This is a genomic window from Natrinema hispanicum, assembly GCF_900111485.1.
GTDB classification, from domain to species: domain Archaea; phylum Halobacteriota; class Halobacteria; order Halobacteriales; family Natrialbaceae; genus Natrinema; species Natrinema hispanicum_A.
Genome location: NZ_FOIC01000001.1, coordinates 106316 through 121095 on the forward strand (window position 1 = coordinate 106316; position 14780 = coordinate 121095).

Sequence of the window (14780 nt, forward strand, 5' to 3'; positions counted from 1 at the left end):
TGGACGGTCACCACGTCGGGGTAAATTTGTTCCCCTCAGAACGTCAGTAATCGTGAGTTACGGGGCTTCTAACTACTGTTCAGCGCCGAAGACAGCCCCAACTGATACGAACGTCGTCGTCGTCCGAACGGGTACGGACGATGCACGCTCCCTCGTTACCGACCCGCTCGATCGACGCGTACGCCGCCGTGACCGAACGCGACCGCCTCGAGCGACTTCGTTCGGTCGCCGAGGCGCTTTCGGACGTCCGGATCCTCCACGTCAATTCGACGGCGACCGGCGGCGGGGTCGCGGAACTGCTCCGTTCGATCGTGCCGGTCTGCAACGATCTCGGTATCGACACCGATTGGCTCGTCATGGACGCTGGCGACGACTTCTTCGAGGTCACGAAGGCGATCCACAACGGCCTCCAGGGGAGCGGTGAGCCGTTGACCGACGAGATGAAAACGATCTATCGCGAGGTGACAGCACGCAACGCGGCCGAGATCGAGGACGAATACGATCTCGTCGTCGCTCACGATCCACAGCCACTCGGCATGCTCGAGCGACTCACGGAGCGGCTGCCGGATGCGCCGATCATCTGGCGGTGTCACGTCGATCTCACCGACCCGGTTGCGGCGTACCGCGCGTTCGTCTCGGCGTACACAGATTGGATCGATCACGGGATTTTCAGCCGCTCTGCGTACGCGAAGGCGATCGACAGTCCGGAGACGAGCATCGTCTACCCATCGATCGACCCGGTGACGGAGAAGAACCGATCGCTCGACGAGCCAGAGCTGGCGACCGAACGGGACCGACTGGATCCGCTCTCGTTCGACGCGCCGGTCGTAACCCAGGTGTCACGCTTCGATCCCTGGAAGGATCAGTTCGGCACGCTCGAGGCGTATCGGCGTGCCCGGGAGGACATCCCGGCGCTCCAGCTGGTGCTTGCTGGTGGGATGGCCGGCGACGATCCGGAGGGGCTGGTGCTGTACGAGCAGGTCGCCAGCGAGGCGGTCGACGATCCGAACGTCCACGTCCTGACGGATCTCCCGGACACGACGGTGAATGCCCTCCAGCGGCTATCGGACGTCGTCGTCCAGAAATCCTTGCGCGAGGGGTTCGGAATCGTCGTCTCGGAGGCACTCTGGAAGCGCACGCCGGTCGTCGGATCGACGGTCGGCGGGATCCCGTTGCAGGTCGAGGACGGCCGAAACGGCTACCTCGTCGAGCCGGACGACACGGCAGCCGCCGGCGACCGGATCGTTGCGCTCCTCGCGGACGACGAGCGCCGAACGCAGTTCGGCGCGAACGCCCATGAACACGTTCGCAAACGGTTCTTGCTCCCTCGGCAGCTCGTGGATCTCCTCGAGGTTTTCGTCGAGACGCTGAACCGTGACAGCTAATAGCGCCTCTCGGCCGACCACCCCTACACAATTAACCCCCGAGCCGGTGAAGTAATGCAGGACTCTCCAATGAGCCGGTTCATCGAATCGATACTGGTACCGACCGACGGCAGCGACGGAGCGCTCGCAGGTGCGAAACATGGGATCGCGCTCGCGTCGCGGACGGCTGCGGACCTCCACGTCCTGTCGGTCGTCAAATCCCGACTCTCGATTGCGGATTTCGACGAGGTAGAACAGCCACCGCTCGAGGAGAGGGCCACGGAAGCGGTCGAGGAAATCGCAGGGCTGGCCGCGGCGTACGACGACGACCTCGACGTCACGACGAGGGTCAGAGAGGGGACGCCGTTTCAGTCAATCAGGGAGTATGCCAACCGGCGTGAGATCGACGTCATCGCGATGGGGACGAAAGGCCACACAGAACTCGACAATGTCTTCCTCGGGAGCGTCACCGAGAACGTTCTCCGAACGGCACGGAAACCCGTCCTCGCCGTCCCCCCAAACGCCGTCGAAGCCGAGATTGATGATGTCCTCTTCGACCGACTGCTCTTGCCGACGGACGGCAGCGACGGAGCGGCGATCGCGACCGAGTGGGGAATCGCACTCGCGGCCCGGCTCGAGTCGTCGGTCCATACGCTCTACTCGATCGATACAAGTCCGTTTATCGACACACGAGAGCGCGACGAGGTTCTCGGGGCCCTCGAGCAGAGCGGCGAAGAAGCGATCGACGCAGTACGAGAACGCGGGGAGGAGGCTGCCGTGAGCGTCTCCGACTCGATCGTGACCGGCTCTCCAGTAGTCGAAATTACCGCGTACGCGAGCGAGCACGATGTCGACCTGATCGTCATGGGAACCCACGGCTGGACAGGCATCGGACAGTGGTTCCTCGGGAGCGTCACCGAAAACGTCGTCCGTCAGACGGATGTCCCGGTGTTTTGCGTGCCGGTGAGCGCCGAGTCGCCGTGATGTCGTCGCCGACTACCGGTCGGTGGCCACGGCGAGTTCCAGGATGAAACTCGATGACGAGACGATGTCGCCGATGCCGACCGTGCCCGCCGGCTCGTCGACGACGCGATTGGGGCAGGCGACGACCGTGGGTGTCTCGAGGACCCCGTCTGCAGCCGTCTCGTCTATGTGATCTGCCAACAGTTCGATCGCCTCGCGGCCCATCGCCGAGGGCTCGTACGCCAGCCCGGTTTCGAGGTCGTCGGGCGACGTGATCTCCCCGCGGGCCGCTTTGGCCGCAGCGTTGACGGCGGCGAACTCGAGCCCCCGTCGAACGGCCTCCGGCGAGTGAGACGACTCCATCACGGCGAGGTGATACTCCATGGCGTGTAACTGAACGCAGTCGACGCCGAGTTCCTCGCGAACCGCCTCGAGCATCCGGTAGTGATCGAGTATCTCGTCCGGTTCGAACGGCGTCGCCTCCGACGGTGGGTCCGCTACGACCCCCAGGCTCGCGTCGTCGTGGAGCATCGTCAGCTCGTGTGTGTCAGCGCCCACGACGTTCGCCGCCGGCAAGATCCACTCGTACATACTTTCTCTGAGGTCGTCGTCGTGGGTGACGGCGTACTCGATGTGGACGTCGACGTCGCCTCCTGACCGGAGTCGGCGGATGACCTCGCGTGCGTGGCGGTGTGTCTCCTCGTACCCGTCTTTCACGTGGTCGGGCGTGAGATTGTGATACCCCGCGAGGAGGGCTCCGTCGACGTCTTCGCCGACCTGATCGATCGTCTCGTCGAGGTCGCCGGCAGTCAGGTCGAACTCCGGTGGTCTCGAGGCAGCGATAAAGCGGGTGTCTTCCGTCGCAGTCACGCCGAAAAGTTCGTCGCCTTCCCTGAACTCGAACACCCAGTTGATTTTCGTTCGATCCGTGTTGACGGCCTCGGGCAGTGGGACGTAGCTCACCCGGCCGTCCTCGACGGTCGGATACCGAATCGTCTCGGGGTGTTCGAACATCGACACCTGTCGCTCGGACAGCAGATACGTGTACGTGATCGGCGCTGTCCCCAGCGCGGTGAGCAGGTTTGTCATGATCCCCGCCTGGCCGCCCATCTGTTGTCTGTCTGGGATGAGTTCGGACTCGAGGAGCGTCGCGAACGAATCGGTCATCGCGACCTCGTCACCCTGGCCGGTCGCCATTGTGTGTGCGATCGCCGCCGCGAGCTCTCGTTTCGATGCCAGCGGACTCGGAGGGACGTCCGTCCCGGGATCGGCCGGTCGCTCGAGGAATGATTCCAGTTCCTCGTCGACCCGAACGATCGCGTCGACGTTCGCGTTGTACGCGATGAACACCGGCAGCGCCTCGAGCATGGCGATGTCTGCCTCCAGTTGGGCGTGGGCGTCCTGCATGGCACGGCTCTCTCCCAGCCGCAGCGGGATAATCCTGGGGTGCCCATGCCGTCTGTCGTCCCCCTGCGAACGGGAGACCGTCCGATCGGAATCGGTGGCGACGCACCCTCGATGAGTCCGGCGTACACCGAGTTCCTGCTCGAGGCCACTATCGATTCGATCTCGGCCTCGCCGGATGTCGTCGTGGAGGCGATCCTGACGGTCGTAAAATACGAAAACCGATTCGTGGCCGTCGATCAGACGGACTGCTGTCAGCCAGTGCCAGTGCACCCGCGACCCGTCCTGCGGGCGCACCGGGAACTCGTGACAGCAGCCCGTCTCACTCGAGCGCGGCCTCGAGCCGATCGATAAGCTCGGTGTTGCCGACGTGTAGCGGCACCCTGTCGTGGAGGTCGGTCGGTTCGACCTCGAGTATCGACTGAGTTCCGTCGGAGGAGCGACCGCCGGCCGCTTCGATGAGGTACGCGATCGGGTTCCCCTCGAACTGCAGACGGAGTTTGCCACGGGGGCTGTCCTCGAGGGCGGGGTAGGCGAAGATGCCGCCGTAGGTCAGCACCTGATTGACGTCGCCGATCATCGCGCCGCCGTACCGGAGTTTGTGACCGGGATCTGACTCGATCTCCCGGACGTACGCCCGAAAATCGTCGTGCCAGTGAGGAACCCGGCCGCCGAAGCCGTAGACGAGCGGGTCGTCGGGCAGGGTGACGTCTTCCTCGACGACCGTTCGCCCGCCGCCGGTGAGTTCGTACTTCGTGACCGAGCCGTCCCGGGCACACGCCATCGTCGTAATCGGGCCGTAAAGGATCCAGCCGGATGCGACGAGCGCGGAGCCCGGTGCGGGGAGGGGTTCGTCGTAGATGCCAAACACCGTCCCCATCGTGTTGTTCGATTTCAGGTTCGACGAGCCATCGAGGGGATCGACGGCGACGTAGACCTGGTCGTCGCCGGCATCGATGATCTCGGACCGTTCCTCGCTTGCGTACTGGCCGACGCCATCGATCGACGACAGCCGGTCGGCGAGCAGTTCGTCGGCCCAGATGTCGGCCTCGGCCTGTGTCTCGCCGCTGGGGTTCTCCTCGTCGGCTTTGCCCCGGCGACCGACCAGCCCCTGGCGGATCTCGGCCGCCGAGCGGGCGATCGTAGCGACGACGTCGTCGACCGGATCGGGATCGGAGGCGGTCATCCTATTCGGTCGCCTCGAGCGCGGCGTCGGCCGTCTCTTCCTCGTAGATGACTTTCTCGAGGGCATCGAGCAGCCGGGTGGGGTCCTCGCGCTGCCAGACGTTGCGGCCGACGGCCAGGCCTTTCGCACCGGCGTCGATGACGGCCTCGACGGTCGAGAGGAACTCGTAGTCCGACGTTTTGGAGCCGCCGGACATGACGACTTTCATGTCGCCGGCACACTTGACGGCGTGGGCCATCGCGTCCTTGCTGCCGGGGTATTTGACCTTCGCGATGTCGGCACCGAGCTCGAGCGCCAGCCGGGTCGCGTAGGAGATCGTCGAGGGCTTGGTGTCGTTTTTCAGGCCCTGTCCGCGGGGATACGACCACATGACCATCGGGAGGTCGTACTCGCGGCCCTTCTCCTGGGCGTCGCGGAACTCCTCGACCATCTCGATCTCGTGGTTCGAGCCGCCGTAGACGGTAAAGCCGAGGGCGTCAGCACCCAGTTCCGCAGCGTAGTCGACCGAGCAGTTGACCGCCGAGTCGGGCTCGCCCATCCAGAGGTTCGACGTGCCGTTGAGCTTCAACAGGAGGTTGACGTCGTCTTCATAGCTGGGGTAGTAGCCCTCGGCGATCCCCTTCTGGACCGCCATCGCAGTGACGGCGTCGTGAGTCGCCGTCTCGAAGACCGTCGACGGGTCGAGTTTCTCCGGAACATCCTCGAAGTCGACTGGGCCGTGCTCGAGTCCGTGGTCCATCGCCAGAATCAGTGACTTGCCGTCGCGAACGATCGGAGAGTCGTCGATCGGAATCATCTGTTAGACGGTCCAACAGGCCGCTATAAATCTCTGATGATCCGCCGCATCGAGCATTGAGTACGGTCGTAGTTAGAAATAGTAGCAACGGCGGACGGTAGCCGGTCTGTGGTGAACAAAGCACACCCGCGAAATCACTCGAGCAGTTCCCGGGCGTTGTGTCGCCACATCCGGACGTGCAACACGTCTAGATCCAGCAGCTCGGCGACGGTCATCGCGTCGATCGTCGCCAGCCGTTCTGCCGACTGGATGCCGGCCTCGGCCAGCGTGTCGGCGTCTGCGGGGCCGATACCCATCACCGCCGTTACCGGCGTCGGCTTCGGGTACGGCCGCTCCGTGGGTCGGTCTCGAGCGACCGAAATCGGCTCCGTGTGGTCGTACTCGAAGGCCTGCCACGTCTCGTCGCTGCTGACTTCGATCCACTCGCGTTCGGCCTCGCCGAGGCCGCGAACCGCCGTCGAGCGCCGATCGAGATCGCCGTCGGTCTCGAACGACCACGGCAGCGACAACCGTCTTCGAAGGGCGTCTGCGATCGGTTCGGGGACCCCGTTGTCACGCAACCGACGGTACGAACACTCCTGCTCGAGGACTGCGTCGGGGTCGATCCCGGCATCCTCGAGTGCCTCGCGTTCCGCAGGCTCGAACCCGGCATCAGGCTCGGGCGCAGGATCAGACCCGATAGTGGTCTCTGCTCCGGACTCGGCCGCTTCAAGAAGTTCGTCTTCGTCGAACTCGAGTTCGATATCAGTCGCACCTTCATCCTCGGTGGCGGCCCCGACGTCAACGGTGATTCCGATATCGACGACGTGGGGTCCGCCGCCCTCACTCTCGGTTCCCCCCTCACTCGAGTCAGGAACGACATCGTTCTTGCTCACGCGGTTCACCAGTCGTCCATAGCTCACACTGTCTCGTCTTGAAACTTGTCTTCGGCTGTCGAACGGCTAATCGCCGGAAGAAAACAGCGTTGCACAGCAAAATTATTTGTGAGTGACACTCGTGGGTCGAGATAATGCGAACCGCCCATCTCGTCCTCGCCCTCTGTTGTGTCAGTGTTGGCTTGGCCGGTGTTCCCGCCGTTTCCGGCGCGCCACCACCGTCACAGCTCTGTGGGGTCTGTGGCCCTGGTGTCGCAAACACTGCTCAGATCGACGGTGCAACTGGCCACGGAACGCTCGACGTGTACGTCACCGAGACCGGCGATTCGCAGTGGCACGCCCGCGTGCCCGTTACCGCCGCGGCCGCCGACCGATATCAGACCAACGTGACCGCGCTCGAGGCTGCAGTCGACGATGCTTGGGCGCGATACCACGTCGCCGACGGCGACGTCCGGGCCGTCGAGACGACGCTCGAGGACGACACCGTCGTCGTGAACTACACGGTCGAAGACGTCGCCAGACGCGGTGTCGACGACACCTGGATCGTCGATTACTTCGCGACCGGCACGTCGCCCACACGCTACCAGCTCGTGGCCGACCGTATGACGGTACATACGCCCGACGGAACGGAAATCACGAATAACATCCCTGCCGCCACGGTCGACGGCAATACGGCGACGTGGACGAACGAAACCGGGGACGAATGGGACAGTGATTTCGACGATCAGACGTACATTACCTACGGCGGCGACGGCTTCCTCGACACCGCGAGGGGTTACGCCACGATCGGCCTCGAGATCGGCCCAACAGCGCTTTCACACGGGGTCCGCGGCGGGCTCATCCCTGCAGTGTCGATCGCGCTCGTCGGCGTCGTGATCGGTCGTACCGAACGAGGGTATGCTCGCGTTGATGCGGCGACGCTCGAGCAGGTGATCGTGACCGTCGGTGTGATCGGTGCAGGAGGGTTCCTCGTCACCAGCGCGGTTTCAACCAGCGCTGGCCCCACACCAGATGCCGTCGCGCTGGCCTCGCTCGGAGTCGGTTATGCGCTGCTGGGAATCGCGGCGCGTCGACTCGGGAGCCAGCTCGGGACCCGCGGGCTCGCTGGACTGGCGGTACTCGCAGCGATTACCACGGCAGGAATCACCGTGCTGCTCGTCGGCCCGCCAGTATACGCGTCCCCGTTCTGTCTCGGGTTGGCGACCGCACTCTGTCTGCCGATCGGTCATGCGTTCGCCCGTGGGCGGACGCCAATTGCGCTCATCGCAGTCGCTGCGCTCACACCGATCGCCGCGATTGCGGTCACCTCCCCGCATCCGGTGTCCGGGTACGGGGTAGCTTTGTTCAGTCTGCTGTTCCTGCCGTGGGCAGTCAGCGTCGCCACGTTCGGCTATCCGCTCGCGTTGCTGGGACGGCACCTCGCACTCGACGACTGATACTGTGGCAGCACGACTTGGCGATCGGTCGGCCGAATGCGTTGATCGTCTCCTCCGTGAGTTCGGGCCAACAGTATGACCACGCTACAGGCGACCCAGCACGTCGTCACTCGAGAAATCGCTCGCCGACGCTGACGTCGCTCGGTGGCATCACACACTGGTCTTTCTTCCCAAACCAGCGGTAGCGACGGGCAGCGACGAAGTCGTACGCCCAGTCACGGAGGCGACGTGGCAGGACTCGAAACGGGCCGAACAGGGCATAGACACCGCCGAGGAGAGTCGCAATGCGAATGACCGCGTCCGACTTGGTGTAGCAGTCGTCACCCTCGATGAGGACCACCGACTCGAGTTCGTCGGTTGGGAGACCGTGTTCGGCTAACAGTTCCTGCCCGACATTGGACTGGAGGGATGCAAAGCGAAAGCGCCCGTTCGTGTCCCGCGGGAGGATAAACTGGACGAACCCGTTACAGAGATTGCAGACGCCGTCGAAGAGGACGACCGGGTTATCGTCCGGGTTCGCATCGCTCATCGGTCACCTGTTGGTTGTAACCGTCCGTAGTTCAGCGTTCCGGTCGCATGAACACGACCAGTCTGGTCCCACAAAACGGTTCAGCGGCGGCTCACTGATGGAGCGGCTGTTCGGACATCTCCGCGCGAAGTTCGTCGAGGCGCGAGCGAGAGACGCCGTCCTCGAACTGTTGGAGGAGTTCGTACACTTCGGCTCGAGAGACCTTGACGTCGCCCTCGCGGACGACGTCCTCGGGACGTTCGCGCAGTTCTCGGAGCGTGCCGACCGCCAGCAAATAGGGGATTGCCCACGCTGAGAGTCGGTTGCCGTGTTGTTCGGGCACGATCTCGAGATAGCGCTGGGCGTCGTCGAGGTAGCGTTCGGCACGGCCCGTCACGCGCTTGATGACGTTCGTGACGCCACCCTGATGGGCTTCGTCGGTGACGGCCTCGACATCAACGTCTTCCGCCGCGAGCCACTCGGCGGGGAGATACACGTTGTTCTCCTCGTGGTAGTCGTCGTCGACGTCTTTCGCGATGTTGACCAGCTGTAAGAGCAGCGCGAACGAACGGGCGTTTTCACGCATTTCCTCGGCGCGTTCCTGTGAGGTGCCGCGGGCGACCAGGCCAGTGATCAGGGTGCCGACGGTGCCGGCGGCATACCAGCAATACTCCTCGAGTTCTTCGATCGTCTGGAGCCGCAGACCGCCCTCGTTCGCATAGCGGCTGGTGAACATCGCCATTCCGTCGACGAGTTCCCGGACCGGCTCGCGCATGATCTCACGGGGCTTCTCCTCGAGCGACTCGAACGTCCGGAGCACCCGTGGCGTCTCGGCGACGACCTCCCAGTCGTCGGTTCGCTCCTCGGGGATCCAGGGCTCGACGTCGTCCATGAACGATGCGACCGACTGCTCGGCGTCCGGATCGAGCAACTCGTCGTACGTCGAGAGCAGTTCAGTCTGGGTCTCCGGCGGGATGTGTCCTGCATCCTCGATCGTATCCGCAATTCTGCATAAGAGATATCCGAGACAGATATGTCTCGCCATCGGCTCTTCGAGCCGATCGATCGTGATCGAAAAGGTTCGCGAAACGCCATGAACCGCATCGTAACACCACTCGAGGTCGGCATCGGTGGGTGGTTCGGGCTGGCCCGTGGTCATCTACTCAAGTTAGTTTGGTGACCATCCGGGAAAAACACCGCGGTCGCGGCGTGATCTTCCGATCGAACGTTTCCAGGGACGAATCCGGGGTGTTAGCCCGCCTCTCGCCGGCTGTGTTGGATCACTGCCGTCTCGCCACCTGATTACTGCCGACGACCGCGATTAGAGCGCCGTTCGTGACCGACGCCACGATGACTGGGCTGCAGACAGAAATGAAATATATGCTATAAAAAGAGTAATGCGGTGTATAAACATATGGCACAGACACCGATGCCAGGGGGAACAAGCCAGACACTGCGACCGTTTTTGTGGCGTGCAACCAACCTGTATCCCGACACGGAGATCGTTTCCCGCAACCACGACGGGCTGCAGCGATACACCTACAGCGAGTACGACGATCGAACGTGCCAACTCGCGAACGCACTCGAGGCGGCCGGTATCGAGACCGGCGACCGGGTCGGGACGTTCTGTTGGAACCACTCACGACACTTCGAGACGTACTTCGCCGTCCCGTCGATGGGTGCCCAACTGCACACGATCAATCCGCTGCTCCCTGACGCACACATCCAGTACATCGTCGACAACGCCGACGATCAGCTCATTTTCGTCGACCCATCGCTCGCCCCGAAACTTGCGGGCGCAGTCGCCGACGCTGACGACGAGTTCGACGGCGTCGACTTCGTCGTGATGGGCAGTGAGGCGGTTGAGGATCTCGAGGCAACGCCCTACGAATCGTTCATCGGAGACCACGAGTCAGACTACGACTGGCCCGACGTCGACGAAGACCAACCCGCAGGGATGTGTTACACGTCGGGGACGACCGGCAACCCGAAAGGCGTCGAGTACACCCAGCAGATGCTCTGGAGTCACACGATGGCCTCTCAGACGCCACAGGGAATCCCGATGGCAGACGACGACGTCGTCATGCCTGTCGTCCCGATGTTCCACGTCAACGCCTGGGGGATGCCGTTTACGGCGACCGCAGGCGGTGCCAAACAGGTCTTCCCCGGCCCATCGCCCGAACCAGAGGATCTCGCGACCCTCATCGAAGACGAGGGGGTGACGATCAGCGCCGGCGTCCCGACCGTCTGGCTCGGCTTGATGGACTACTGTTCGGAGAACGAGGTCGACCTCTCGGCACTCGAGACGGTGATCGTCGGCGGCTCTGCGGCACCGAAATCGATGATCGAATGGTTCGACGAGCACGGTGTCGAGGTCCTTCACGCGTGGGGGATGACCGAAACGGCCCCGATCGGGTCGGTCTCGCACCTCAAAGCCGACCTGCAAGACGCAGCATACGATACCAAGATCGACAAGCGCAGCAAACAGGGGCTTGTGGTCCCCGGCCTCGAGTTCACAGTAGTCGGCGACGACGGCGAGGAGGTCGCCTGGAACGGCGAGGAGTTCGGCGAACTGTGGATTCGCGGACCGTGGGTGACGACGGAGTATTTCAAACGTCCCGAAGCCAACGAGACGGAGTTCGAGGACGGCTGGCTCAAGACCGGCGACGTCGTTACCGTCGACGAGGACGGCTACATGGAACTCGTCGACCGCGAGAAAGACGTGATCAAATCCGGCGGTGAATGGATCTCGTCGGTCGAACTCGAGAACGCGATCATGGCCCACGACGACGTCTCCGAGGCAGCGGTCGTCGGCGTCCCTCACGAGCGCTGGCAGGAGCGACCGGTCGCCTTCGTCGTTCCCGGCGAGGACGCTGACCGCGAGTCGTTGCCCGACGAAATCGATGACATGCTCGCCGACGAGTACCCCAAGTGGTGGCTGCCCGACGAGATCGAATTTATCAAGCAAGTGCCGAAGACAGCGACGGGCAAGTTCTCCAAGAAAGACATCCGCCAGGAGTACGCCGACCAGTCGCTCGTCGACGGACAGGTTCCGGACGAGGCCGCTCCGGACCGCGACTAACCCTCGCGTCGCTCGTCCGCTGGATCGACATACCGATGTTGGCTCGTTTTGCACTCGAGGCTAACACTACTAAGCAGAATACTGTCTGGACAATACGATAGACGAAATAGCGAACAATAAAGGGCCGAGCCCACGAACCGCCACGTATGGACTTTGGACTTTCCCCCGAACAACAACAGATTCGGGATATGGTATCGGAGTTCGTCGACGAGGAGATCGTCCCTGTCGCCGATGAGATCGACCACGACGACGAGTTCCCATCCGACCTCATCGACGAGATGGCCAAGCTAGGGCTGATGGGCATGCCCTTCCCGGAGGAGTACGGCGGTGCCGGCCTCGACTATCACTCCTATGCGATCGGCCTCGAGGAGATCTCGCGTGGCTCGGGCGGACTCGGGACGATCGTCGCCGCTCACACCTCGCTTGCGGGGAACATGCTCTACGAGTTCGGCGACGAGTCCCAGAAAGAGGAGTACCTGACGCCGCTTGCAGCCGGTGACGACATCGGCGCGTTCGCGCTCTCGGAAGCCGGTGCAGGCAGCGACGTGCCCGCCATGGATACGACCGCCGAGAAAGACGGCGACGAGTACGTGATCAACGGCGGCAAGCTCTGGATCTCGAACGGTTCGGTGGCCGACACGGTCACCGTGTTCGCGAAGACTGACCCCGACGCGGGCAACAAGGGTATCTCGTCCTTTATCGTTCGCCCCGAGGAGGACGACGGCTTCATCGTCGAAGGTACTGAGGAGAAACTCGGCGACAAGGGCTGTCCGACCGCCGAACTCCGCTTTGACGATCTCCGCATCCCCGAGGACCGACGCCTCGGCGACGAGGGTGAGGGCTTCGTCCACGCGCTGAAGACCCTCAACGGCGGTCGTATCACGATCGCCGCCCGCGGCGTCGGCATTGCCCGCGCCGCGTTCGAGGAAGCACGGGACTACGCCACCGAACGCGAGCAGTTCGGCCAGCCCATCGGCGAGTTCCAGTCGATCAAACACAAGCTCGCGGACATGGATACGAAGATCCAGGCCGCCAAACTGCTCATGCACAAGGCTGCCGACAAGAAGATCCGCGGCGAGAACTACATCAAGGACGCCTCGCAGGCCAAACTCTACGCCTCCGAAGTGAGCCGCGAAGTCGCAAACGAAGGCATCCAGATCCACGGCGGCTACGGCTACACCAAGGACTTCGCCGCCCAGCGGTTCTACCGCGACGCCAAACTCAACGAGATCTACGAGGGCACCAGCGAAGTACTCCGGAACACGATCGGCGACCAGCTCCTCGAGCAGTAGCGACTGCGCATCGCTCGCAAGTCAGACTCGGTCGTTAGTCTTCGAGACACGCCCGAACCCACTCAGCGTGCTCTTGGGTCCGTCGTTCTCCAGCGTCAGTCAGCGCATAGACATCGTGAAGGCCTTCCGTTCGTTTCTCGACGAACCCCGCATCGACCAGCGCCGACAGCGAGCCGTAGAACGATTTGGGCTCGAGCCGATCGTCGTAATGAGACTCGAGGCGTGATTTCAGTTGCTGGCCACGCAGTTCGCCGTCATCGGCCGCAGCGAGGAGAACACAGATGTCTCGGCGGCGGCCGCTTCGAAGCCACTTGCTCATGGGACGGTGTCGGCATGGGACGCGCTCGAGCGTTATGATTTCGTATTCTTACTCGAGCCATCGGTGGACAGTCACGATGGCTGTCCATGTGACCCCGCCGAGGGCGGCGACGCCGAGCAGGGCGCGATCACCGACCTCGAGCAGTGCAGTGCCGTCGGGCAGCCGGTCGTGGCGCACGAGCAGCCACCCCGACTCCGGATCGCCGAGGACGACGTCGCCGGAGCCGACGGCAAGCGAGAGCAACACGGCACCCAAGGCGTAGAGCCCGATCATGGCGAGGGTACCGACGCCCCCAGACAGAAACCGTGCGAGCAGTGGCATGCCTGGCCGTCGGTTGAGCGGCTGGCCACGCGCGCCGTAGATGCCGAAGCCGCGGACGTCACCGGGTGGGTCACCCACGCGAACGTCCGCGGGATACTGGTAAAGGACAGCAGCCATCCAGAGGTCGCCGATCGAGCCGGCCGCGTTCGCCGCCAGCGGCACGATCAACACGGGCGTAGGGACGATGACCATCACGGCGATGCCGACGGCCGTCAGCACCACGAACGGTGCGAGCAGGGCGATGAGTAACTGGTTCCGTGTATAGCGCGCACCGCTGGTTCCGGCGTAGGCGTAGGGCAGAACGAAATGTGAGACGCCGATCCCGTAGTCAGGGCGATCGCCGTATCGCGCGAGGAACACGCCGTGAAGCAGTTCGTGAGGCACGACCACACAGACCAGCAGGCCGATCGAGACGGCGAGCCAGCCAAGCACCGTCGGCGGCGACGAGGGAGCGATCACGATTGGCTCGAGTGCGGTGCCACGAATCCAGGCGAGGACGTGCCCGAAGCCGTACGCGAAGCCAAAAAACCCGATCGCAGAGACGGCAAGCCACTGGAGTGTGACCGCTCGCGTGAGTTCGAACGCCTCGAGCGGCCGACGGGCCGTCTGTGACTCGGAACGGCTCACGAGGCGACCCTCGAAGGCAACCGAAAAATCGGTGTCGATGTGCGTCCGCCGCGACCGTATCGGTCAGGGACAGAAGATCGGCTTCCTGTGTTGGTCTCAGCGAGGCATATCAGACGAGAACCGATAGATACCCGGTGGTTGCCTCGTGATGTTCGTTCATGACCGACGCCGAAGAGCGGACGGCTGATGCAAACGGCATTACAGCCACTTACGAGGAAACCGAGACGGAGCGACTCCTCACGTTCGAGCATGAAACGGGTCCCACGGCAGCGATCGCACAGAACCGCGAGGGATACGCGATGTTGAAAGTGCGGCCAGCCGCTGATGGCGACGAACTCGAGCGCTACTACGGGTTCGATATGGCACTCGACCACGTCGGCGAACTCCTGGGTGTCTCGCCGCACGACCTCCCGATTCCGGACGCGGCCGCGGACATGGGAATGTAGCGTCGGACGACGACCACAGCGGCCGGTGTCGCCGCCTCGGAGTCGACTCGCTTGCCGGATTTCTCACGGTTGTCCTACGAGCCGATCGGCTGAAAGCGGAAAAAACTAGTCGAAATACGAGGGGGGCGGATGAAAGCGGCAAAAGCGGGAGCCATAAATAT

The 14780-nt window shown here is 63.3% G+C and carries 15 protein-coding genes; 7 read left to right on the plus strand and 8 right to left on the minus strand.

Annotated elements, in window-relative coordinates; all coding sequences use genetic code 11:
• Positions 1-140: 140 nt before the first annotated feature.
• Positions 141-1385, plus strand: a complete 1245-nt coding sequence (locus BSG09_RS00565; protein WP_092929019.1) for a glycosyltransferase — start codon at positions 141-143, stop codon at positions 1383-1385.
• 69 nt (positions 1386-1454) lie between these two features.
• A complete protein-coding gene (locus BSG09_RS00570; protein ID WP_092929021.1) occupies positions 1455-2348 on the plus strand; it encodes a universal stress protein in 894 nt (297 codons plus the stop codon).
• Positions 2349-2360: 12 nt separating this feature from the next.
• On the opposite strand, the gene BSG09_RS00575 is transcribed toward BSG09_RS00570, so the two are convergent.
• The gene (locus BSG09_RS00575) at positions 2361-3734 is read right to left on the minus strand and encodes an ADP-dependent glucokinase/phosphofructokinase (protein ID WP_092929023.1); all 1374 of its coding nucleotides are present in this window, start codon (positions 3732-3734) and stop codon (positions 2361-2363) included.
• A gap of 45 nt (positions 3735-3779) precedes the next feature.
• Here BSG09_RS00575 and BSG09_RS21070 point away from each other — a divergent pair, with 45 nt between their 5' ends.
• Complete coding sequence (locus BSG09_RS21070; RefSeq protein ID WP_092929025.1) at positions 3780-4085, plus strand: hypothetical protein; 306 nt, start codon at positions 3780-3782, stop codon at positions 4083-4085.
• Here BSG09_RS21070 and BSG09_RS00585 read toward each other — a convergent pair.
• The 3 genes from BSG09_RS00585 to BSG09_RS00595 all read right to left on the minus strand — a co-directional run bounded on the left by BSG09_RS00585 (position 4054) and on the right by BSG09_RS00595 (position 6588).
• Entirely contained in the window at positions 4054-4917 is an 864-nt protein-coding gene (locus BSG09_RS00585; RefSeq protein WP_092929027.1) for a class 1 fructose-bisphosphatase, read from the minus strand. The two genes, BSG09_RS21070 and BSG09_RS00585, sit on opposite strands and share 32 nt — an antisense overlap.
• A gap of 1 nt (position 4918) precedes the next feature.
• Positions 4919-5713 carry a class I fructose-bisphosphate aldolase gene (locus BSG09_RS00590; protein ID WP_092929029.1) on the minus strand — a complete coding sequence of 265 codons (795 nt, stop codon included), beginning with the start codon at positions 5711-5713 and terminating at the stop codon, positions 4919-4921.
• Between the two features lie 134 nt (positions 5714-5847).
• Positions 5848-6588 carry a hypothetical protein gene (locus BSG09_RS00595; protein WP_092929031.1) on the minus strand — a complete coding sequence of 247 codons (741 nt, stop codon included), beginning with the start codon at positions 6586-6588 and terminating at the stop codon, positions 5848-5850.
• Positions 6589-6722: 134 nt separating this feature from the next.
• Here BSG09_RS00595 and BSG09_RS00600 point away from each other — a divergent pair, with 134 nt between their 5' ends.
• Positions 6723-8024 (plus strand): hypothetical protein, encoded by a 1302-nt coding sequence (locus tag BSG09_RS00600; RefSeq protein WP_092929033.1) that lies wholly within the window; start codon positions 6723-6725, stop codon positions 8022-8024.
• Positions 8025-8130: 106 nt separating this feature from the next.
• On the opposite strand, the gene BSG09_RS00605 is transcribed toward BSG09_RS00600, so the two are convergent.
• Entirely contained in the window at positions 8131-8553 is a 423-nt protein-coding gene (locus BSG09_RS00605; RefSeq protein ID WP_092929035.1) for a thiol-disulfide oxidoreductase DCC family protein, read from the minus strand.
• Positions 8554-8644: 91 nt separating this feature from the next.
• Positions 8645-9691 carry a phytoene/squalene synthase family protein gene (locus tag BSG09_RS00610; RefSeq protein ID WP_092929037.1) on the minus strand — a complete coding sequence of 349 codons (1047 nt, stop codon included), beginning with the start codon at positions 9689-9691 and terminating at the stop codon, positions 8645-8647.
• A gap of 270 nt (positions 9692-9961) precedes the next feature.
• On the opposite strand from BSG09_RS00610, the gene BSG09_RS00615 reads away from it, so the two are divergent.
• Positions 9962-11614 (plus strand): long-chain fatty acid--CoA ligase, encoded by a 1653-nt coding sequence (locus tag BSG09_RS00615; RefSeq protein WP_092929452.1) that lies wholly within the window; start codon positions 9962-9964, stop codon positions 11612-11614.
• A gap of 146 nt (positions 11615-11760) precedes the next feature.
• Positions 11761-12906: an acyl-CoA dehydrogenase gene (locus tag BSG09_RS00620; RefSeq protein ID WP_092929039.1), complete on the plus strand. Its 1146-nt coding sequence runs from the start codon at positions 11761-11763 to the stop codon at positions 12904-12906.
• Between the two features lie 34 nt (positions 12907-12940).
• Here the strand turns inward: BSG09_RS00620 and BSG09_RS00625 are convergent, their stop codons facing one another.
• Both BSG09_RS00625 and BSG09_RS00630 read right to left on the minus strand, forming a co-directional pair.
• Positions 12941-13225, minus strand: a complete 285-nt coding sequence (locus BSG09_RS00625; RefSeq protein WP_092929041.1) for a PadR family transcriptional regulator — start codon at positions 13223-13225, stop codon at positions 12941-12943.
• Between the two features lie 48 nt (positions 13226-13273).
• Positions 13274-14173 (minus strand): DUF3267 domain-containing protein, encoded by a 900-nt coding sequence (locus tag BSG09_RS00630; RefSeq protein WP_092929043.1) that lies wholly within the window; start codon positions 14171-14173, stop codon positions 13274-13276.
• Between the two features lie 158 nt (positions 14174-14331).
• Between BSG09_RS00630 and BSG09_RS00635 the strand changes: the two genes are divergently transcribed.
• Positions 14332-14619, plus strand: a complete 288-nt coding sequence (locus BSG09_RS00635) for a DUF7111 family protein (protein WP_092929045.1) — start codon at positions 14332-14334, stop codon at positions 14617-14619.
• The last annotated feature ends 161 nt before the right edge of the window (positions 14620-14780 follow it).

Coding starts and splice junctions, on each gene's coding strand:
- BSG09_RS00565 (WP_092929019.1), top strand. CDS start 141: ATGCACGCTCCCTCGTTACCGACCCGCTCGATCGACGCGTACGCCGCC.
- BSG09_RS00570 (WP_092929021.1), top strand. CDS start 1,455: ATGAGCCGGTTCATCGAATCGATACTGGTACCGACCGACGGCAGCGAC.
- BSG09_RS00575 (WP_092929023.1), bottom strand. CDS start 3,734: ATGCAGGACGCCCACGCCCAACTGGAGGCAGACATCGCCATGCTCGAG.
- BSG09_RS21070 (WP_092929025.1), top strand. CDS start 3,780: ATGCCGTCTGTCGTCCCCCTGCGAACGGGAGACCGTCCGATCGGAATC.
- BSG09_RS00585 (WP_092929027.1), bottom strand. CDS start 4,917: ATGACCGCCTCCGATCCCGATCCGGTCGACGACGTCGTCGCTACGATC.
- BSG09_RS00590 (WP_092929029.1), bottom strand. CDS start 5,713: ATGATTCCGATCGACGACTCTCCGATCGTTCGCGACGGCAAGTCACTG.
- BSG09_RS00600 (WP_092929033.1), top strand. CDS start 6,723: ATGCGAACCGCCCATCTCGTCCTCGCCCTCTGTTGTGTCAGTGTTGGC.
- BSG09_RS00605 (WP_092929035.1), bottom strand. CDS start 8,553: ATGAGCGATGCGAACCCGGACGATAACCCGGTCGTCCTCTTCGACGGC.
- BSG09_RS00610 (WP_092929037.1), bottom strand. CDS start 9,691: ATGACCACGGGCCAGCCCGAACCACCCACCGATGCCGACCTCGAGTGG.
- BSG09_RS00615 (WP_092929452.1), top strand. CDS start 9,962: ATGCCAGGGGGAACAAGCCAGACACTGCGACCGTTTTTGTGGCGTGCA.
- BSG09_RS00620 (WP_092929039.1), top strand. CDS start 11,761: ATGGACTTTGGACTTTCCCCCGAACAACAACAGATTCGGGATATGGTA.
- BSG09_RS00625 (WP_092929041.1), bottom strand. CDS start 13,225: ATGAGCAAGTGGCTTCGAAGCGGCCGCCGCCGAGACATCTGTGTTCTC.
- BSG09_RS00635 (WP_092929045.1), top strand. CDS start 14,332: ATGACCGACGCCGAAGAGCGGACGGCTGATGCAAACGGCATTACAGCC.